This window comes from Bartonella taylorii (genome assembly GCF_023920105.1).
Classification (GTDB): domain Bacteria; phylum Pseudomonadota; class Alphaproteobacteria; order Rhizobiales; family Rhizobiaceae; genus Bartonella; species Bartonella taylorii.
Genome location: NZ_CP083693.1, coordinates 1174135 through 1195557 on the forward strand (window position 1 = coordinate 1174135; position 21423 = coordinate 1195557).

The 21423-nt window shown below is 37.0% G+C and carries 13 protein-coding genes and 2 pseudogenes; 2 read left to right on the top strand and 13 right to left on the bottom strand.

Translation table 11 applies throughout. From position 1 onward, the window contains the following. The first annotated feature begins 16 nt into the window (after positions 1 to 16). On the top strand, positions 17 to 2338 hold the full coding sequence (locus LBE40_RS05180; RefSeq protein WP_004860968.1) for an ATP-binding protein: 2322 nt from the start codon (positions 17 to 19) through the stop codon (positions 2336 to 2338). Here LBE40_RS05180 and LBE40_RS05185 read toward each other — a convergent pair. The 13 genes and pseudogenes from LBE40_RS05185 to LBE40_RS05245 form a co-directional block, all read right to left on the bottom strand. Then, positions 2325 to 2870 (bottom strand): methylated-DNA--[protein]-cysteine S-methyltransferase, encoded by a 546-nt coding sequence (locus LBE40_RS05185; RefSeq protein ID WP_040297095.1) that lies wholly within the window; start codon positions 2868 to 2870, stop codon positions 2325 to 2327. The two genes, LBE40_RS05180 and LBE40_RS05185, sit on opposite strands and share 14 nt — an antisense overlap. 1431 nt (positions 2871 to 4301) lie before the next feature. Continuing rightward, entirely contained in the window at positions 4302 to 5132 is an 831-nt protein-coding gene (locus LBE40_RS05190; RefSeq protein WP_004860961.1) for an outer membrane protein, read from the bottom strand. 700 nt (positions 5133 to 5832) lie between these two features. Beyond that, positions 5833 to 8757 carry a bifunctional [glutamine synthetase] adenylyltransferase/[glutamine synthetase]-adenylyl-L-tyrosine phosphorylase gene (locus tag LBE40_RS05195; RefSeq protein ID WP_004860959.1) on the bottom strand — a complete coding sequence of 975 codons (2925 nt, stop codon included), beginning with the start codon at positions 8755 to 8757 and terminating at the stop codon, positions 5833 to 5835. 97 nt (positions 8758 to 8854) lie between these two features. Beyond that, complete coding sequence (locus LBE40_RS05200; RefSeq protein WP_004860956.1) at positions 8855 to 10237, bottom strand: sensor histidine kinase; 1383 nt, start codon at positions 10235 to 10237, stop codon at positions 8855 to 8857. Next, positions 10234 to 10920, bottom strand: a complete 687-nt coding sequence (locus tag LBE40_RS05205; RefSeq protein WP_004860954.1) for a response regulator transcription factor — start codon at positions 10918 to 10920, stop codon at positions 10234 to 10236. Before LBE40_RS05205 ends, LBE40_RS05200 begins: the two co-directional genes overlap by 4 nt. 79 nt (positions 10921 to 10999) lie before the next feature. Continuing rightward, positions 11000 to 12514, bottom strand: coding sequence for a Do family serine endopeptidase (locus LBE40_RS05210; protein WP_004860951.1), 1515 nt, complete (start codon positions 12512 to 12514; stop codon positions 11000 to 11002). Positions 12515 to 12676: 162 nt separating this feature from the next. Continuing rightward, positions 12677 to 13087: a cytochrome c-type biogenesis protein gene (locus LBE40_RS05215; RefSeq protein ID WP_004860948.1), complete on the bottom strand. Its 411-nt coding sequence runs from the start codon at positions 13085 to 13087 to the stop codon at positions 12677 to 12679. Then, on the bottom strand, positions 13084 to 15066 hold the full coding sequence (locus LBE40_RS05220; RefSeq protein WP_004860945.1) for a heme lyase CcmF/NrfE family subunit: 1983 nt from the start codon (positions 15064 to 15066) through the stop codon (positions 13084 to 13086). The genes LBE40_RS05215 and LBE40_RS05220 overlap by 4 nt, the downstream gene beginning before the upstream one ends. Positions 15067 to 15073: 7 nt before the next feature. Next, the gene (ccmE, locus tag LBE40_RS05225; protein ID WP_004860942.1) at positions 15074 to 15553 is read right to left on the bottom strand and encodes a cytochrome c maturation protein CcmE; all 480 of its coding nucleotides are present in this window, start codon (positions 15551 to 15553) and stop codon (positions 15074 to 15076) included. A gap of 184 nt (positions 15554 to 15737) precedes the next feature. Beyond that, positions 15738 to 16472 carry a tetratricopeptide repeat protein gene (locus LBE40_RS05230; protein WP_040297092.1) on the bottom strand — a complete coding sequence of 245 codons (735 nt, stop codon included), beginning with the start codon at positions 16470 to 16472 and terminating at the stop codon, positions 15738 to 15740. Positions 16473 to 16585: 113 nt separating this feature from the next. Continuing rightward, positions 16586 to 18000: pseudogene (locus LBE40_RS05235) on the bottom strand (ATP-binding protein). Further along, a pseudogene (locus tag LBE40_RS05240) lies at positions 18000 to 18666 on the bottom strand (response regulator transcription factor). The pseudogenes LBE40_RS05235 and LBE40_RS05240 overlap by 1 nt, the downstream one beginning before the upstream one ends. Positions 18667 to 18684: 18 nt before the next feature. After that, complete coding sequence (locus tag LBE40_RS05245; protein WP_004860931.1) at positions 18685 to 18933, bottom strand: hypothetical protein; 249 nt, start codon at positions 18931 to 18933, stop codon at positions 18685 to 18687. A 338-nt stretch (positions 18934 to 19271) separates the two neighbouring features. Here LBE40_RS05245 and LBE40_RS05250 point away from each other — a divergent pair, with 338 nt between their 5' ends. Next, positions 19272 to 21419, top strand: a complete 2148-nt coding sequence (locus LBE40_RS05250; RefSeq protein WP_004860930.1) for a transglycosylase domain-containing protein — start codon at positions 19272 to 19274, stop codon at positions 21417 to 21419. Positions 21420 to 21423: the final 4 nt, after the last annotated feature.

The window sequence follows — 21423 nt, forward strand, 5'->3', positions numbered from 1 at the left end:
ATTAGAGGAACTTAAAATGGCTAAATTGGACGCATATAATGCGCCATCAGAAATGCACGCCGCTGCAAAACCGAGCGCACAAAATCACAAAGTGCGAACAGTGTATATCAATCTGTTTTCTAGTTCAGTCTATCAAAAATTTCTCTTTATTGAGCCTTGGCTGCGGCGTTCGCTTCCATTTATTATTAGTATATTTCTTGTTGTGCTTGCAGTAATTCGCTTCACATCAATCTATGATTGGCGCCATACAATTGATAAAAGTACACGTTCTACCATAACTCTCTTAGCTTCTCATGTCAGCAATATCATTGATCGTGACTTACTTGCCGCCACTCAGCAAAAAAAAGCTTCTGTTTTTTCTCATCAACATCTGCAAAATATCCTTGCCAATTTTCGCAATAAAGGTCTTATCAATACCAACACTGTTATCGCCATAGTAGATCAAAAAGGCAATGTCTTAGCTTCATCAAGTTCAGAGATAATTTTAGGAAAACCCTTACAAGATTTTACCCCTGAGAGCATTGCTTTACAGTCTCTTGGACAACACGCCGGTACAATGCAAATCACAATAGGGAGAGATGAACCAGCTCTCGCTTCATTTCACCAAACAGAAAATGGACAATATGGTGTCTTCATCAGCGAAAAAATACAACATACCTACATGGGATGGCGCAAATTTTTCTTGTTAAATATGGTCCTGTTTATAGGAACTTCCAGTGTTGTTTTAACTCTCCTCTATGCTTATTACAATCAAATTGTACGAGCACGCAATACAGATTTGATTTCAGAAAAAATTCAAAACCGTATTGATATGGCAATGATGCGTGGACGCTGTGGACTGTGGGATTGGAATATGGCAAGCGGACGTGTTTACTGGTCACGAGCAATGTATGAAATGCTCGGTTATGTCCCCCAAGACGCGCTGCTCTCAATTTCTCAAATTACCGCTATTATTAACCCAAACGATGCTAATTTTTTCGATCTTGCTCAGGAATTAATGAGTGGTAAAAAAAAGCATATCGATATTAATGTCCCCATGCGTCATGCTGATGGTCATCATGTATGGATGCGCATTCGTGCTGAAATTACAGATGAAGAAGAACCTCATTTGGTTGGTATTGCCTTCGATATTAGTGAACAGCGTCAACTCGCAGAAGAAACAGCGCAAGCGGACCTTCGTATCCGTGATGCGATTGAAAATATTTCAGAATCTTTTGTTTTATGGGATTCAGAAGGGCGTTTAGTTATGTCAAACAGCAAGTTTTGCGAATATGCAGCTATTCCTAAACAGGTTCTACAATCAGGAATCCAGCGTGCAACCGTTGAAGCAATATCCCGCCCTGCAATCAGTGAATATCCCCTCAAAGATGATGGTTCTGGTAACTTAACCAGTATTCGCCAAACTGCAGATGGATGTTGGCTCAAAATTAATGAACGACGTACCCAAGATGGAGGACTTGTTTGCATTGGTACAGATATTTCTGAACTTAAACAACAACAAGAAAAATTTGAAGACAGTGAAAGACGTCTCTTTTCTTTCATTCAAGAACTCAAACGTGCTCGAGGAAATGCTCAACAACGTGCCACAGAAGTTGAAAAACTTAATAAAAGTCTCAAGGCAGAAAAAGAGCGCGCTGAAAGTGCTAACAAAGCTAAATCAGAATTTTTAGCCAATATGTCCCATGAATTGCGCACCCCACTTAACGCCATTCTCGGCTTTTCAGATATCATGTTGCAATCGACCTTTGGCCCTCTTGGATCGCAACGCTACAAAGAATATATGCATGATATTTACAATTCAGGAACCCATCTTCTAACACTTATCAATGATATCCTTGATATGTCCAAAATCGAAGCTGGAAAATTTACCCTTGATTGTAAAAATACCGATCTTGAACCCATTATCAGTGAAGCGGCACGCACACTCACACCACAGGCTCACGAAAAAAATATTTCTGTTACAACAAATATTGCTCCAGAACTCCATGCAGAAGTTGATATCCGTGCCATGAAACAGATTTTCCTTAATCTCATCTCTAATGCTGTTAAATTTACACCTTCTGGCGGCAGTATTAATGTTTGCGCTTTTAAGAAAAAAAATAACCTTGTTTGTAAAATTAAAGATACAGGAGTTGGCATTCCCCAATCAGCCATCAAAAAACTCGGACAACCTTTTGAACAAGTTGAAAATCAACTCACGAAAACCCATGCTGGCTCAGGTCTTGGGTTAGCCATTTCACGCTCCTTGCTAGAACTACACAAAGGAAAACTTGAAATTATCTCTAAAGAAATGAAAGGTACAACTGTAACCATTACAATGCCTATCAAGCAGAGTTAAATTCGTTTTTAATTTTTTTCCCTTGTTCCCGTTGTAGCAAAATCTGTTTCCACCTAAAACCCCAACGATATCCAGAGATAAAACCATTCTTGCGTACCACACGATGGCAAGGAATGATTAATGCCAATTTATTACGTGCACATGCATTAGCAACCGCACGAAAAGCATTTGGCATACTAATACGTTTCGCTAACGCCTCATATGAAATTGTTTCACCACATGGCACTTCACATAATGCTGTCCATACTTTCTGCTGAAAGATCGTGCCTTTTATATCTAAGGGAAAATCATGTCGTTTTACCAACTCGGGATTTTCTATCATTGTGACAATATGTGCAACTTCTTTCTTAAATATGTTGTCATCATCCACTTGTTGTGCATCATCAAAGCATACCGTGAATTCTTGTAATAATTGTTCTGTAGTATCTCCCAACATTATATCACAAATCCCTTTATGAGATTTGGCCACCAAAAGCCCTCCTATTGAAACGTTTTGCAGACAAAATATTTTCTTTTGGGGAATGTTCAGCATTTTGACTTTGTTATATTTTTTAAAGATTATGAATACCACAAATGAAATAAAGAGAAGCTAAACTATCCTTTATGTCTGAATTCTCATAACTATATGAAGCCAAATGATGATAATCTTTAAACTATAAAATTTTAGCATACTAGAATACATGCAGTAAACACTTTTACCTAAGGCTCTAACAATTGTTTATCTCTTGAGAAGAAATATCAATCCACTTTATATAGAGAACAGAAAAGATTTTCTGAAAGAATGAAAAATTCCTAGAATGCCTTTCTATAGGCCACATCTTACTGGTTTGCTGATATTATACTTAATGCTTTCAACTGCTCTTTTTTATAAAAGCCATAGAGAAATTAAGTTTAAGAGACTTAATTTTATCTGAAACAGAGAATGAAACGATTGAGCACTTTACCCACTTTATCAGCCTTTATACTAAATAGAAGTTAATATGTTTTGATATTATTCCATGCCATCCGCTAAAATGAGAGAACAATTATAGATAGAAAAAAGAAGATCATTGCTAGATAGCAAAGCTGCATGTGCTCCAGAATTTTCATTTAAATTCACTCAAAAAAAGTATTATGCTATAATACCTTCTTTTCATACCTTCTATTAGAGTAGTCAATACATCCCTCACAATCCGATCTTCATGAATATGTTTGCAAGAAACGTATGCAAATATCTATAAGAATAAGCAAACATAAAGCCAAAAGTATATTGTTGTTCCGCTAAGTGCTTTATAGAAAGCTGTGACATCTTTTCAATCAATAACTGGTATATTTTGCGTCCTATAGCATTGTTTTCTCATAAGTTTCGTACGCTATCCCGCCAATCAGTCTCTCCTTATGCAACAGCATGTGTGAAAGAAATCCTTTCATCTTTCTCCCAATTCCTTCCCTAGCATCACCTATAATGCTACATATAAGATTTACTTATACAACTATCCCTTACTTTCGTGGAATAACAAAACAGCGCCATCATTGTATTTTCCCATTTCCCAATGTTGCTCTACGAATTTTGAATCAAAAGTAGCTGATTTTTATTCTTAATAATAGTTAAAACAAGCAAATATATTATATTTTACAATCATACAAAATATATAAAATTATGAAATAATTAATTATTGTTATTAATGTGCATTTAATATTTTTTATTTTAATATAGAATTATATAATAATTCTTTCTCTTATTATATCATCTCTTTGATAACTATATTACTTTTTTCCTGTTAATCACGTCATAAGACTATTTATATAATTTATTTAAATGCTATCATATTTGTTGAAGCATATTGCAAAAGTGATCTTATTATCTAAGAACTATCTATATTTGTGCTCTTTGTTTTGTTATCTAAATAAAATATTTTATAATAACAAAAAAATAAAAGCCCCATTCGAAAATGGGGCTTTTTAATGTTTATCTTTCAACAAATTAGAATTTGTACGCTACACCAACACGGAAATCATTCGTCTTGTAACCCATTTCAAGCATTTCATGTGCAAATTTCTTTTTACCAAAATCTGAATAACGATATTCTGCACGCACAATGACATTATCAGCCATTGCAAAATCAACACCACCTCCAAAGGTATAGCCAACCATCGTCTTTTTTTCATCATGCAAAAAATCAGAAAAATCAATTGCCCTACTTGTTGTATCAGCTACCTTGAGCTTAAAAGTATTTTGAAGCTGCGTATAAGCAATCCCTCCAGAAATATAAGGCATCACACGATCAATAGCAAAACCAACTCGCACCCGCGTAGCACCAGACCATTTTTGCTTTAAAACATGTTGCACACTTTCCTTAACTGCTGCCGCTGGATCCTCTCGAGCTATTGATCTACTCGTCTCTTCCTCTGAATCTTCTGACGCTATTCTGCTTTTCTTTTCCTTCGGTGGTTCGATATCTTTCGTATCCTTTTTATCAGACCAAATCATATCCGTATCAACACCTATAATAAAGCCATTATCGATATCAATATTGGAGCCAGCATAAATACCACCTATGAAACCGGAAAGTTTAGGCAAAAGTCCCTTGTCAATCGGAGTCCATTTCCCTGTATCCTTATCTTTTAAATAACTTAAAGTAGTTTTACCGGAAAAACTACCAATTTGGCCTCCCAAATAAAACCCTGTCCAAGAAAAAGCAGGAGATGTAATAACAGGTACTGGCTGTTCTGGTATAGTAACATCCGCTGCTTGTACTGCAGAAACTAAAGTTAAAGAAAAAATAGATGTTGTGATTAAATATTTTGTAGTCATAATTGCTCCCCTAAAAGCTATTGACAAAACAATATGTGAATAGTTTCATATTTTTTTCAAAAAATCTGTAGTAAAAATGATACATTTATGAAAAAATAACCTATCTCTTGAAAAAACGGAATAAACATTTAAAAAATTTATCTTAATATTTAAAATTTATATAACATTTTCTTAAATATCATTCTTATAATATTTAATTAAAATCATATGTCTTATTATTACCAAATGTTATACACGTAGTCGTAATATAAATTCTTAAAAAGAAAATGAGATTTGTTAACGTCGTCAATAAAGATTATTATCTTACTTTGTTAAATTTGCTTACGTCCTTGTCGGTATAATAAAAACAATACATAGCTTACAACTTCTGTAAGATTTTTCCTCAACTTATATAATAAAAACGCTATTGTTTTTTTATAAAAAACTGTGTAATATCGCTTAACGCATGAAAGTGTCTCATTTAACATGCTTATCTCTATAAATGAGCAATGTTGTTGTAATACGCATTGCATTAATGAAAAAGAAGATGACAAACAATAATCATTAATAAGAATATGTAAAATTAAGGATTTATCAATAAAAATTCTTTTTAAACACCTTAATAAAAATAATAATTATATTTATTATTTAATTAGTAAATATTATTTTATGTATTTTAGATAAAAACTATATTAATTTATTTAAATATTATAAAATATATTCAATATTTTATTAATTGTGTAAAAATTGAATATACCGATTGCCCAGTTTCCTCGATTAATTTTTCAACACGAAGTAAATCAGGTTCTCCAACACTATTTAACAAAAGATCGCTTAATCCAAGTGGCATATCATTAGGATCGAAAGAAGCATTCAAGCAAAGTCGTATAATTTGACTCAAATTCGTATAAAGGCCATAGGCATAGCGTAAATCAGAAATAAACGTCTGATTAAGAAAACTGTTTGGTAACAGAGACAAAGTATCTACTGTAGTCGCTCCAATTTGAAATGCAATCACATGCGTAATAAGAGCAAATTGAGCAATAAACTCCAGATCCATGATACCACCAGGCATTGTTTTCAAATCCCATCGATTCTCTGGCGGTTTTTCTTTTTCAATCAAAGTACGCATTTCGCATACTGCTTTTGCTACATCCTTCTTATTACGAGAAAAAGAAATAATTGCACAAACTTCATTTTCTAACTTTTGTAAAAAATCATGATCCCCCGCAATACCTCGTGCCCGAGTCAAAGCAAGATGTTCCCATATCCATGCTTCCTTGCGATAATATTTCTTAAAAAATTGAAAAGAAACAGCAACAGGCCCCTTATTGCCTAACGGACGCAATCTTAAATCAACAGTATAAAGAACTCCTTGGCTTGTGAGAGTAGATAAAGCTGCGACCAAGCGCTGTGTCAAACGGGTATAATACTGAGGGATATAGAGAGGCTTTTCTCCATCAGATATTTCCGTATCCTCATCATGTTCATAAAGTAAAATAAGGTCCACATCTGAACCAGCAGTTAATTCACGACTTCCAAGCTTACCCATCCCCAGTATACCAACACGCCCTCCTTTAACATTACCATGAAGACGCGAAAATTCCTTTCGAACAGCAGAAAACGTTTTTGCGATCATAAGATCAGCAAGCGCAGTAAACGCAAAACCTGCTCTCTCTCCTGTAATGGCACCATTTAAAATTCTAATACCAATCAAAAAACGTTGCTCATCAGCAAAAATCCTTAAGTTGTCAAGAATTTCTTCATAAGAAAGAACACCTTCAAGAAAACATTCAAGCCGTTTTTCTAGATACGTTTTTGTCGGCAATTCTGAAAAAATGGTTGGATCTAACATTCCATCAAAAACATGTGGTTTACGTGTAATAATTTCCGCAAGACGTGGAGCGGCTCCCATAATAAGCACTAACATCTCCAAAAGAGAGGGATTCGACTGCAAAAGACTAAAAAGCTGAATTCCTGAAGGCAAACCCTGTAGAAAACTATCAAAACACAACATTGCTTCATCAGCCCGTTTTGTCGCACCAAAAGCTTTTAAAAGCGCTGGGGTTAATTCCGTTAATCTTTCACGCGCTTCAGCAGATTGAGTAGCTTTATAACGCCCACAATGGAGTGTACGCATAATACGACAAATATCACTCGCTCTTTCAAAACCTAGGCGATTTAACGTTATTAATGTCTCCGGATCATCCTCTTCCCCCGTAAAAACTAAATTGCCAATTTCTAAACCAAGTTCTTGCTCGTTCTCAAACAACGCCGCATAATGCTTTTCAACAACCCGAAGCGTTTTTAATAAATCACGGATAAAGCTGCTCTTCTCTTGATAGCCCATCAAATATGCAACACTTGTGAATTGAGAAACATCATTTGGGAGAAGATGCGTTTGTTCATCTGCAAGCATCTGAATACGGTGTTCTACATTTCGCAAAAAAACATAACTTTTCACAAGGCTATCTCTCGTTTTCTCACTAATCCAACCAAGCCTTTGAAGTTCTGTTAACATTGCAACTGTCTGACGTCCGCGTAATTGAGGAAAACGCCCACCAGCAATGAGCTGTTGTGTCTGGACAAAAAACTCAATCTCACGAATACCCCCACGCCCCAATTTTACATTATGGCCATAAGCAGCAATTTGACCATAATTTTTATACGCATGGATTTGACGCTTGATCGAATGGATATCAGCAATAGCAGCATAATCTAAATATTTCCGCCACACATAAGGAAAAAGCTCTTTGAGAAAGTTAAATCCTGCCCTTTTATCGCCAGCGACTGGACGTGCTTTAATCATAGCAGCCCGCTCCCAATTTTGTCCTCGCCCCTCGTAATAACGCAACGCAGTTCTTACTGGTAAAGCCAAAGGGGTTGAACTTGGATCTGGTCGAAGCCGAAAATCAAGACGAAAAACATATCCTTCCGCAGTACGTTCTTGAATGATACGGATCAATCTGCGTACCATTTTGGAGAATACATCGATACTCTCAGAAAGTTTACCAATATGAGGTGACATTTCATCAATGAAAACAATAAGATCAATATCAGAAGAATAATTAAGTTCTCCTGCCCCCAATTTTCCCATCCCTAAAATGATTAAACCACAATCTTTTTCTGGATCATCACGATTCGACAAATTTATCTTACCATGATCGTGAGCCTCTCTTAAAAGAAAACGTAGAGCAACACCTAATGCAACTTCTCCCAAACGTGTCATCCAAGCGCATGAAATTTCATAAGTAAAAACACCACTTAAATCAGCTAAAGCAATGAGAACATGTGCTTCGCGTTTTTTTTTCCTTAAAGCAACCATCAATGAAGTTTCATGTATAGATTCATTCTTATCAATGGCTGCAATATCAGCTATAATTTCGCTCAACCTTGTTTCTATATCAACATTCAATAAGGGAGTAAGATACGATGGATTGGCGATCAAAACCTCACGCAAAAAAGGAGATAAGGTCATAACCGCGCTTATAAATTCAATCTGCTTTCCCCTGTCAGAAATAAAGGAAACAAGCGATTCTAAATTTTCTTTTCTCGCTTGTTCTGCAAGCTCTTTCAGCCATTGAAAACCTCTCTCATCAAGCGAACATAAAGAGAGAAGCTGTGTTTTTAAAAAAGCATTTTTCATCTATACTCTCTAGAAAAGTATTTCATCTTTTTTCTATTGCGTTATAATCTAAGGAAAAATAGTCACAGGTATTCAAACAATGAAACAAAAACATTTTTTAAGGAAATAATAAAACAGCCCTAAACCCTGGATTTGCATCTTCGAGTAACAACTCACCTCCATGAAGTTTCATAACAGCTTTTGCTATACTTAAACCAATACCAAAACCCGGCTGTGTACGACTTTCTTCAAGGCGAAAAAAACGTTCTGTTACTTTTTCACGTTTATCCGCTGCAATTCCTGGACCATTATCACTCACAACAACCAACACATGTTCACCACGATATTCCATCGATAAGCAAACCTTCGCCTTTCTTCCATCCTTAGACGCGTATTTAATGGCATTATCTATAAGATTAAAAATTGATTGCGCAACAAGCTCACGATTCAATTTAAGCTCTTTATCAAATGTATCCCCTAACCGCAAAAGAACACCCGACTCTTCAGCAAAAGGCTCATAAAGTTCAACAGCATCTTCAAGGATCAATTTCATATTCATAATCTCAAGATGCTCAATTGCACTGCTGGCTTCAATGCGTGAAATCATTAAAATCGCATTAAAAGTACGAATAAGTTGATCTGATTCAGCAATGACAGCATCAAGTACTTGGCGATATTCAAGCTTTGTCTTTTGCCCTGAAAGCGCTTCTTCAGCGCGATTTCTAAGACGTGTCAGCGGTGTCTTAAGATCATGAGCAATATTATCCGATACTTGACGCAAACCAATATTTAATTCTTCAATGCGGTCTAACATAACATTAAGATTAGCAGACAATCGATCAAACTCATCACCTACCCCAGAAACAGGCAAACGGCCACTGAAATCACCATTCATCAAGCGTTTTGATGCCGCTGTAACATGATCAATCCTTTGCAATGCTCGCCTACCAACAAAAAACCATATGAGTAAAGCACCTCCAACCATTGTCGCAAGAGCAATCATGACTGCTTTACGAATAAGCGCTGCAAAACGTTCTGGTTCATCCAAATCCCGACCTATAAGAATCTTCATAGCATTAGGCAAATCAACAACTATTGCCAAAGCGCGATGTTCACTTGTTTTGCCATGTTCTCCAAAACGTGAATACAAAAAAGAATTTGCAATAAAGCCACTATGATTCAAAAGACCTAACTCAATACGCGCAACATTACCTGCTAAAACGCGCCCCATAGGGTCAGTAACCAGATATAGAAAAGCTCCCGGTTGTCGTGAACGATAATCAATAGTACGCATTAATAAAGGCAGCCCACCATAATGATAAGCATTTTCTATATACTTTAATTCTTCATTTAAAGCCTGTTCCGTTTGCTCTGTTAACAACGAAGCAGAAAATGCCGTCATATAAATAGAGAGTCCTGTTGCAACTAACCCAAATAATAAAATATAAAGTGCTGAAAGCCTTAGCGCAGTTGTGCGCATTATATTGATCAAACGATTCATATTTTGTTATCTGACGCTTTCAGCATATATCCAGCTCCACGCACTGTATGGAGCAGTGGGATATCAAAATCTTTTTCAATTTTTGCTCTTAAACGGGATATATGAACATCAATGACATTTGTTTGTGGATCAAAATGGTAATCCCAAACATTTTCCAAAAGCATTGTGCGTGTAACAACCTGACCAGCATATCGCATTAAATATTCAAGTAAACGAAACTCTCGTGGTTGTAATACAATATTTCTATCACCCCGTTTTACCGTATGTGCTAACCGATCAAGCTCAAGATTGCCCACGCAATAAACTGTTTCTGCCTCTTTAGGATTTTTCCGACGTTGTAGCACTTCAACACGAGCAAGAAGCTCAGAAAAAGCATAAGGCTTTGTCAAATAATCATCACCCCCTGCACGCAAACCCGTTACACGATCATTTACTTGCCCTAAAGCCGAAAGAATGAGAACTGGTGTTTCATTGCCTTTAGCGCGTAATTCAGTAATAATAGAAAGCCCATCACGATGCAAAAGCATTCGATCAACAACCATCACATCATAATTCTCTGTTTCAGCTAAGGCATATCCAGTATCCCCATCATACGCAACATCAACTGAATGTCCTGCTTCCCAAAAAGCTTTTTCGAGATAACGCCCCGTCTCACGATCATCTTCGATAACGAGTATCTTCATACAACGCATCTCCATTATTTTATCAAATTGCTTTGTAGAACAGAAATCTACAAAATTTCTGTCCTACATCAACAAAGTGTTATTTTTTGAAAATTGGAAGGGGAATAAAGCGATTTTGACCATTTGTTCGCACTTGTAAGAGTATGGCGGGTCGTCCTAACTTTTGCGCATTTTTGATTGTATCAGTAATATCAGAAGCTTTTTTAACAGGCTGATTATTCACTGTCACAATCACATCCCCAGGTTTTATTCCTTTATCCGCAGCATCTGAATCTGAATCTACATCCGTTACGACCAATCCTAAACCATCATCAGAAGGCGCTACAATCAAACCATAATCTTCCAACGTTTCATCCGATGAATTACTGCGTTCATTTGAATATTTTGAACCCTCTTTCTTACCTTCACCTTCAGGCATTGCATCAAGCTTAACCTTGATACTACTTTCCTTACCAGATCTCAAAACACCCAAAGTTACTGTTTCTCCCGGTCTAATATTTGCAATACGCTTCGCCAATTCACGAGCATCAGCAATCTTTTCACTATTCACTGAGATAATGACATCACCTGCCTTGATACCAGCCTTTGCTGCTGGCCCTTTTAATGGATCAGTAACCAAAGCACCTTTGGACTCTTTCAAACCTATTGAATCAGAAATCTCCTTCGTTACAGGCTGAATCTGAACCCCAAGCCAACCACGCTGGACTGAACCTTTTTCTATAAGTTGTTGCACAACCTGTTTTGCTGTCGCTGCCGGAATCGCAAAAGCAATCCCAACATTCCCTCCAGAAGGAGAAAAAATTGCCGTATTAACTCCAACAACCTTGCCATTCAGATCAAAAGTTGGACCACCTGAGTTCCCCCTATTAACAGCAGCATCAATCTGAATAAAATCATCATAAACACCAGCGCCAATATCACGTCCCCGTGCCGAAACAATACCTGCTGTCACAGTTCCGCCAAGACCAAATGGATTACCGATAGCAACAACCCAATCACCAATGCGAAGCTTTGAATCATCACCAAAATCAACATACGAAAATTTTCTTTTGTCATTTACTTTTAGTACTGCAAGGTCGGTGCGCGGATCTGTCCCAATGAGTTTTGCATTCAACTCTGTACCATCATCAAGAACAACAGAATAACTTGTACCGTCAGAAATTACGTGATCATTAGTTACAATATAGCCATCAGACGAAATAAAAAAACCTGATCCAAAAGCTATAGGGCGGAGTTTATGTGAACGCGATGGAAACTTATTTTTAGGCTTGTCCAAATCATAAAACTCTTTAAAAAACCTTTTCAAGGGATGTTGATCTGGTAATTGGTCAATACCTGGACCATTAAAAAAATTGTTAAAGAACCACTCTTCTTTCTTTTTATTGCTCTTAACTTGCACTGCAACAACTGCAGGTTTCACTTGAGAAACAATATCTGCAAATCCCTGCTGTTGTATTAACGAAGTAAATACAGAATTTGCATGAACCGCTGTCGTCCATAAGCTCGATCCACATCCACTAAAAAACAGTGCACTTTCTAACATCGCAGAAAAACTCACTGCGGCTAATGTTTTAAAGAAAGTTTTTTTAATCATTTGGTATATGCTCCTAATTTAATCATATTTTTATTCCAATTTCGATCTCTTATAAAATAGTAGACCTTACCGTTTTCTGTCTAAATTGTTAAAGTTTTGTAAGGTTTAAGGTCACAACAACACATAATTATCAATAAAGCTGTATGACAGATTGAAATATAATCATTTTTTCTTATGTTTACATCGTTTTATCCGAAAAAATATAGCGCTTGCACCAATGATGATAATTATCAAAGGCGACAACCATAAAAACCAAGTTGTTTTATTAAATGGCGGTTTCAAAAGAATAAACTCACCATATCGCTCAACAAGAAAATCAATGACTTGCTGATTGGTATAACCCATTTTTAATCGCTCCCGAATCAAAATCCGTAAATCACGCGCTAGGGAAGTATCTGAATCATCAATTGATTGATTTTGGCAAACCGGACAGCGCAAATGTGATGAAATATCTCTTGCACGCAATTCAAGAGCTCGATCGTTTAAAATTTCATCCGGCTCCACTGCTATCACTAACCGCAAAGGAAAAATAACGATTAAAAAAAGCAAAATCCAAAGCAATACATTTTTCATCTCAAAATCTTTCCAGAAAATTTCAAGCAAGAATCACCCTGTTTGTGCGTCCCAATGTGGAACCAATAAAAAAGTGAAAGACAACCACCCATTGCCATCATTAATGCTCCTAACCAAACACACATTATGTAAGGCTTCCACCATATATGCAAAACAAGTCCTCGATCATCTATACGTCCCGGTACAATATATAACTGGGATAAGCCATGACGCTGAATACCAACTTCCGTTGTTGATATATTTTGACTAGAATAAAATCGCTTTGATGCGGTTACATTGCGCACAGCATCTTCATTTTCATATATTGTAAAATTAAACTCTATTGCAGAATAATTCGGACCAGCGCCATTGCGCACTTCATCAAAATGAAGGGTTTTACCTGCTATCGCCACCTTATCTCCTATGTGCATGGTTAGAATACGCTCTTGCCCAAAAGACGCAACACAGATAATACCAAACAATGTAACGCCTAACCCCATGTGCGCCATTGCCGCACCAAAAACGGACCATGGTAATCCAATAAGTCTCTTAACCCGTATCAACAAAGATAGCTTGCGATGTCCACTCTTTCCCCAAAGATCAGCTAAACTGCCTAAGAAAACAAAAGCTGAAAGTCCAATCCCTAGAGCAGCAAAAATATCACGCAAAGATTTCGCATAAAATGTTATAAAACAAACTGCGCAAACTAATGCAAAAACAAGCCATAGCCGTTCAAAAACTGCATGAAAATCACCACGTTTCCACGCCATCATTGATCCAAATGGAGCCAATAATAACAATAACACCATTAAAGGCCCACAGGTGAGGTTAAAAAAAGCTGCACCAACAGAAATTCTTTGCCCTGTTAATGCGTCAACAAAATAAGGATAGAGCGTACCAATCAATACTGTTGCTATAATTGTTGTAAGTAACAAATTATTTAAAACAATAAAACCTTCACGCGAAATTGGCTGAAAGAATTTTCCTGTTTTTAAAACAGGAACACGCAAAGCAAAAAGAAGCAGTGCCCCTCCCGTAAAAAAGAATAAAAGTGCAAGAATTGCTCGCCCACGTTCTGGATCAACAGCAAAACTATGAACAGACGTTAAAAGACCGGAACGGACAAGAAAAGTTCCCATAAGAGAAAGGGAAAAAGTAAGAAGAGCTAAAAATAAAGTCCAACTTTTTAATGTCTCCCGCTTTTCAAGAACAAGAGCAGAATGCAAAAAAGCTGTTCCTGAAAGCCAGGGCATAAACGAAACGTTTTCAACTGGATCCCAAAACCAATAACCGCCCCATCCTAGCTCATAATAAGCCCAATAAGACCCAACCATAATACCCAATGTCAAAAAACACCAAGAAAGTAGAAGCCAAGGACGAACCCAACGCGCCCAAAGCCTATCGACATGCCCTATAATCAATGCAGCTACTGCAAAAGAAAAACAAAGTGAAAAACCAACATAGCCTAAATAAAGAAGAGGTGGATGAATTGCTAACGCGATATCTTGTAAAAGAGGATTGAGATCTTTTCCCTGCAATGCTGGTGGGTGAACACGTAAAAATGGGTTAGACATAAAAAGAATAAATAAAAGAAAAGTGCTTGTAATCCAACTTTGGCATATTAAAATTAGTGCCTTAAACTGTTCTGGCAAATGTTGGCTAAAGAACGCCATCAATGTACTAAAAAAAACAAGGCTTACAACCCATAATAACATAGATCCTTCGTGATTTCCCCAAACACCGGTAATTTTATACAGCATTGGTTTTTCTGAATGAGAATTCTCAACAACATTCAAAACAGAAAAATCAGATACAATATGAGCATGAATAATAATCAAAAAAGATAAGAACAATAATGTAAAAGTAATATATGTCAGGGGAACAGCTGTTTGCATTAACGAACGCTCTCTCCACAAAAAACCCAAAGCAGGCAAGAAAGCTCCTAATAAACTCACTGCAAATGCTGCAGATAAAAAAATATGACCCAGTTCAACAAACACAATTGAATTATTTCTCCACACTGTGATGTTTATTCAAGCGATCAGCTGTTTCTTTAGACATATAAGTCTCATCATGTTTCGCCAAAATACGCGTACCTTTAAAAACACCCTGTTTATCAAAATATCCTTCTACGATAACACCCTGTCCTTCACGAAAAAGATCCGGTAAGACACCATTGAAAATCACTTTTTCATGTTCTGTGTTATCCGTTACAAAAAAAACAATGCCCATCTCTCCAAAATATTCAACAGTTCCCTTTTCAACAAAACCTCCTAAGCGCAAAGGGCGTCCCGTTAAAATATCTTCTCTTGTAATTTCAGAGGGCATTCGAAAAAAACTTACCGTATTACGCATTGCATATATGAGAAGGCTTGTCGCAATTGCCACAATCAAACAATACAATAAGACTATAAGCAATCGCTTTCTTTTTCGCTGCTTTAAAATGGCTTTTAGTGAAGGAAAACTTTTTAAAGATTGATTGTTCATAGGCACTCTACGAAAACTCTTTTTATAAACACGTTATATAAACATTAATTCATATGGCTTATCTTTTAAAAGAGCTTGGCACATCTTACCTACGGGTGCAACTTTTATCCAATATCTTCACTTCTCTCGAATATACTCTCTGGTTTTATAGTCTTAAACTGTCGATAATCACTTCCTGAATATTCTAATTAGATAAATCACGTAATTGAACTATCATGGCTTCAATACGTGATCGCCCTGTGAAATCCTTAGGCATTGTATCAAGAAAATTTTGTAAAAACTGCACTGCTTGCAAAGACTTCCCAGCCTGATGAAGCGCTTCAGCTAGTAATAAACGAGGATAAAAATCATTTGGCGCTAAATCGGCTGCTTTTTGAAAAACATTTTGTGCTTCTTGCGTAATCATTCCGCCCTCATAACCAACTAATGCCAACCCATATCCAACAAGTCTTGGAGCTGATTCTCCATTCAAGCGAAGCGCATCTAAATAAATGTTCACTGCATCCTGAAAACGACCTTCCTCGAGGTATCCTACGGCTAATGCATCTGCTAGCTTTCCATCATGAGGTGCACGAAAAAAAAGTACTTGTAAACGAACGAGCTGTTCACGCTTACTGAGTGTCTTTGGATTCTTATCCATTAACTCGCTAAAAAAATAACTTTTAACTTCTGGATTACCTGTCAGAGCGTAAATGTTCCATGTCATAAAAAGAACAAACAAAATACTCAACGCTTTAAAAGTATATCTATTTTTATGATGCATGGAAGCCCTGTAAGATATAACCGAATACATACGACTTCTATAACTATCAATGGCTTGAACTCTTCGCTTTTTCCCAGCCCCATAGTTATGTAGCGAAATAAAAAGAATACACACCCAAAAGATAAGCAAGAGTACTTTCGAAACTAGTAATAGCATATCATTGTTGTACCAATAGGAAAATCAAAAAGTATAATCAATTTATCCTCTCCTTCCCCTCTTATTCACAAAAATACTACTGCCTGCTTACAAATGCTCTAGAGAAAAGATATTTACCTCCTGCTTGGTAATAAAACTTTTGCACATAACCCACCCAAGTCAGAACGCGATAAAAAAAGACTTCCACCATATTCATTGACCATATCTGAAACAATCGCTAACCCTAAACCTGTCCCAGGCTTGCTTTCATCAAATCGCCGTCCTCTTTTAACGCTTCATCAATTTTATCTTCTGTTAAACCAGATCCATCATCTTCTACGAGAATGCTAAAGCATTCTGTTTCTTCAATATTTTTTTCTAAACGACAGGAGATAAGAACTTTTGTGCTAGACCACTGAGCAGCATTTTCAATCAAATTCCCTACAATTTCCTCTAAATCTTCTCTCTCACCAGAAAAAACAATATCATCAACCTCCATGACAAATTGAAACTTTTTTTCAGGGGTAAGCTTTTCCATAACCCGCACTAAACGATCTACCACTCTGCGAACAGATGTATGATAAACGATACTATCGCATTGTGCTGCAATCCGTGCACGCTGGAGATAATGATTTATTTGAGCCTGCATTATTTTAGTTTGCTCTCTCAATAAAATGGCTTGTTCTCCATACATCTTATCAACCTCATTCATAATCACTGATAAAGGCGTCTTCAATGAATGAGCAAGATTACCAACCTGTGTGCGAAACCGTTCAATAATACGCTGATTATTCTTGATGAGAGCATTCATCTCTCGTGCTAGTGGCATAACTTCGCTTACTAAATCCGTACTCACATGATAAACTCTACCCTCGCGGATATCATTCAATGCACGTCGAATAAGTTTCAAAGGTTGAAAGCTAAAGAAAATAATAGCAATATTGATAAGAACACTGCCTATACCAAAACTCCAAAGGAAAACCTGCAAAGTCCGCTCAAATTCCCATACTTGTGCATGTGCCCCATCGATATTCCCAACGAGACGAAAACGCGCAATGTGATTCTGATTATCAAGAACAACATCACTCTCAATGACTTGTAACTTCTGATTTTTGTTCCCCTTTATCCGATAAGACCGAAAAAATTTGTTGTCAAAAGGTATATCGATATCGCTCGGTGCAAATATGCTGCCTGTTCCTAATGATGGAGATGTCAATCTCCCTTTTAGATTATGTGATATAGCAACGACTTCCCAATACCATCCTGTTGTTGGATCGGAATAACGAATATCATCAATCCCAACACTTCCTCTCAAATTCCCTTCTGGTGAAACCGTCACTGTTGCAATGAGACTATAAAGCTGAGCATAAAGCACACGCTCTAAGCTTTGTTCACTTGAGCGCCTATAAAATAAAATACTAACTGCAGAAATCGATGAAAGCGAAATAATGATCCATAATGTTGATAATATCATAACGCGTAAACTGAGAGATCTACTAACGAAAAAAAATAGCCTCCTAAGACGAGTATTATTTTTTAAAACATTCATTAATCACCTAGTGTTCTCACGCAATAGCCCATTCCTCGAACAGTCTCAATCAAATCCACTCCAAGCTTTTTACGTAACCGCCCCACAAAAACTTCAACCGTGTTTGAATCCTTGTCAAAATCTTGATCATAAAGGTGCTCGATAAGCTCCGTCCTTGAAATCACTCTATCACAATGATGCATGAGATACGAAAGAAGTCTAAATTCATAGGATGTTAATTTAATCAACTGACTATCAACAAAAACACGAGAAGTTTTGGTATCTAATAAAACCTGACCAAAGCATAATGTGCTTGTCGCATGCCCAGTAGCTCGACGAATTAACGCCCGCAACCGTGCCATCACTTCCTCCATATGAAATGGCTTAACAACATAATCGTCAGCACCTGCATCAATGCCAAGCACCTTATCAGACCAGCGATCTCGTGCTGTTAGCATTAAAACAGGCATGAGATATCCTTCTTGGCGCCATTTTTCAACAACACAAATTCCATCTCTACGCGGTAGACTGATATCGAGAATTACAGCATCATAAGACTCTGTACTTCCTAAAAAATAAGCCTCTTCACCATCGAAAGCACTATCTGAAACATATCCCCGCCCTCCTTACAGCTTCTGCTAATTGATGGTTGAGATTCCGATCATCTTCGACAATTAAAATACGCATCACAACATCTGCCAAACACTAATCGGCGGAGACGAAAACCTCAACACGACGCAGCTTTTCACCATCACGGGCGGGCACAATAACCACAACCATACACATATCTTTTCCATCCTGAATAACCGGCTTTGAACGTACCAATACTCCCTTCTCTTGGGTAGCAACATTCCTACCCACTTCAGTACAACCAGCAGCAAAAACAGAATTCCCCCCCAGAAGAACTGCTACCATCACAAAAAAGCAAAATTTTTCCACTACATATATTTTCATAATCTACTCTTGAATGTAAAATGAATAGTGATTTCTTTCGTTTATTCAAAAGTTATCCATCGAGAATAACATAACCTCCCTTGTAAGAGAATAATAGGTAGATACTATTCTCAAATTTAGTAATTTTAAAATAAAATATTTTCAAAGATTATAAAAATAATTGAGATAGAGAATTAAAAAAATATCAAAGCTGAATACGCAATATATTATAACTAATTTACCGTAATCCTAAAATAAGTAACCTCTTTTTCTGTTTGCACTATAGCAAAAAATTACTGCTACTCCATATAATCATTATAGCTTTTTTGTTGCATTACTTTGTTATAGGCTCTCTTTAAATGTTTGACTTTTTTAAAAAAAAGAAAGCACAATACAATAAGCCATTCCACAGTCCTGCACTTATTGAATTGGATGCATTGTTTGATACAGCACTTTATCGCATCAGTTCTGCTCATAGTTCCTTCTGGAATAAAACACAAATCATATCACAATATTTTCATCTCCGAGGATGGAAACGCTTTATAGTAGAAATTCTCAATGAAGCACTGACATTAGGATTGATTGGTTTTACTCTTTTTACGATTTTTGGTATTTCCATTTTCGAATTAACCAAAAAAGATTGGTATTCTCTTAAGAATTTTTCTATTCTTTTTCTAGATCGCTATGGAAATCCTATCGGTCACCGTGGTGCATTACCGGCTGTATCCGTCCCCGTTGAAGAAATGCCCAATTCTGTTATTAAAGCGGTTCTTGCGACAGAGGATCGCCGTTTTTTTGATCACTGGGGTATTGATTTGCAAGGTCTCACCCGAGCAATCTCACAAAATATGCAGGCTAAAAGTGTAGTTCAAGGTGGCTCAACCCTTACACAACAACTGGCTAAAAATTTATTCTTAACAAATGAAAGAACCATAACACGCAAAATCAAAGAAGCCTATCTCGCCCTTTGGTTAGAAGCAAACTTCAGCAAAAAGCAGATTTTGCAACTTTATCTTGACCGTGCATATATGGGAGGAAACAATTTTGGTATTGCAGCAGCAGCCAAATTTTATTTTGGGAAAAATATACGCAATATATCTCTTAGCGAATCCGCTATGTTAGCAGGTCTCTTCAAGGCCCCAACTAAATATGCTCCTCATAGCCACCTTTTTGCTGCTCAAACACGTGCCAATGTAGTACTTGCTAATCTTGTTAATAGCGGTTTCATGACTGAGAGCCAAATTATCAATGCCCATCGTCATCCTGCCAGAGCACTTACAAAAATAAATAATACTCAACCTGATTATTTTCTTGACTGGGCATTCGACGAAGTCAAAAAAATGGATGACCAACTTCCAAGCCATACTTTAATCGTTCAAACTACTCTCGATCCGGATATTCAAAAAGCAGCAGAAGAAGCAATCGCCTATCATTTACACCAGTATGGTCAACAATATCGCGTAACACAAGCAGCCACCGTAATACTTGATAATAACGGAGCTATCTGTGCAATTGTTGGAGGACTTGATTATAGTAAAAGTCAATTTAACAGAGCAACACAAGGCGGTCGGCAACCTGGTTCTTCATTTAAGCCTTATGTTTACGCAGCCGCAATGGAACATGGTTTGTCTCCCTCTACAATAGTCTCAGATGCTCCTATAAATTGGGGAGGTTGGTCACCCAAAAATAACTCGGGTCGTTATCTTGGTAAAATCGATTTAGCAACCGCTTTAGCTTTTTCTATCAATACAGTGCCTGTCTATCTTACCTATCAATATCTTAACCGCGATACCCAACCTATCATAGATCTGATCAAAAGTATGGGAATTCATGCACATATTTTATCACACAAAACTATGGTTCTAGGCACATCCAATATGACGCCAATGGATCAAGCAATTGGTTTTAATGTTTTTGCTAATGGTGGCATAGCCGGAAATCACCATGGTTTCACACAAATCAAGACAACAGATGGACATGTAGTGTGGGACTTCGAACATAATGGTAATAAACCACATCGAGTCCTCAGTGGACAATCAGCAGCTTATATGAACCAAATGATGGTTGGTGTCACAACACGAGGATCCGGTAAACGTGCTGCTCTCCCCATGACCCTTGTTGCTGGAAAAACTGGAACATCACAATCCTATCGCGATGCGTGGTTTGTTGGCTTTACTGGTAATTATACTGGGGCTGTATGGATGGGTAATGATAATTTTTCACCGATGAATCGCGCTTTTGGTGGTGGTGTTCCTGCCATGATATGGCATAGCATCATGCTCTATGCACACCAAAATATCATGCTCAAACAACTCTATGGTGTCAAAGATTCGCTTCTCCCTTATCAGCCACTCCCCGATTCCCGCAATGTTTCTGAGTTTTCACCTAAAATATCTTATACACTCTCCCCTGCAACATTGAATATTGTGCGACTGATTAACAAAGATCTGAAAAAGCCATCTGCAATCTCTTTGAAACTGGAAACACTTGGAGCTTTAACGAATTGAATTC

What these genes read in the sequence shown, in the direction of transcription:
- LBE40_RS05230 (WP_040297092.1), bottom strand. Translation starts at nt 16,472, where the DNA reads ATGCTATTACTAGTTTCGAAAGTACTCTTGCTTATCTTTTGGGTGTGT.
- LBE40_RS05180 (WP_004860968.1), top strand. Translation starts at nt 17, where the DNA reads ATGGCTAAATTGGACGCATATAATGCGCCATCAGAAATGCACGCCGCT.
- LBE40_RS05185 (WP_040297095.1), bottom strand. Translation starts at nt 2,870, where the DNA reads ATGCTGAACATTCCCCAAAAGAAAATATTTTGTCTGCAAAACGTTTCA.
- LBE40_RS05200 (WP_004860956.1), bottom strand. Translation starts at nt 10,237, where the DNA reads ATGAATCGTTTGATCAATATAATGCGCACAACTGCGCTAAGGCTTTCA.
- LBE40_RS05195 (WP_004860959.1), bottom strand. Translation starts at nt 8,757, where the DNA reads ATGAAAAATGCTTTTTTAAAAACACAGCTTCTCTCTTTATGTTCGCTT.
- LBE40_RS05245 (WP_004860931.1), bottom strand. Translation starts at nt 18,933, where the DNA reads ATGAAAATATATGTAGTGGAAAAATTTTGCTTTTTTGTGATGGTAGCA.
- LBE40_RS05190 (WP_004860961.1), bottom strand. Translation starts at nt 5,132, where the DNA reads ATGACTACAAAATATTTAATCACAACATCTATTTTTTCTTTAACTTTA.
- LBE40_RS05210 (WP_004860951.1), bottom strand. Translation starts at nt 12,514, where the DNA reads ATGATTAAAAAAACTTTCTTTAAAACATTAGCCGCAGTGAGTTTTTCT.
- ccmE (WP_004860942.1), bottom strand. Translation starts at nt 15,553, where the DNA reads ATGAACAATCAATCTTTAAAAAGTTTTCCTTCACTAAAAGCCATTTTA.
- LBE40_RS05215 (WP_004860948.1), bottom strand. Translation starts at nt 13,087, where the DNA reads ATGAAAAATGTATTGCTTTGGATTTTGCTTTTTTTAATCGTTATTTTT.
- LBE40_RS05205 (WP_004860954.1), bottom strand. Translation starts at nt 10,920, where the DNA reads ATGAAGATACTCGTTATCGAAGATGATCGTGAGACGGGGCGTTATCTC.
- LBE40_RS05250 (WP_004860930.1), top strand. Translation starts at nt 19,272, where the DNA reads ATGTTTGACTTTTTTAAAAAAAAGAAAGCACAATACAATAAGCCATTC.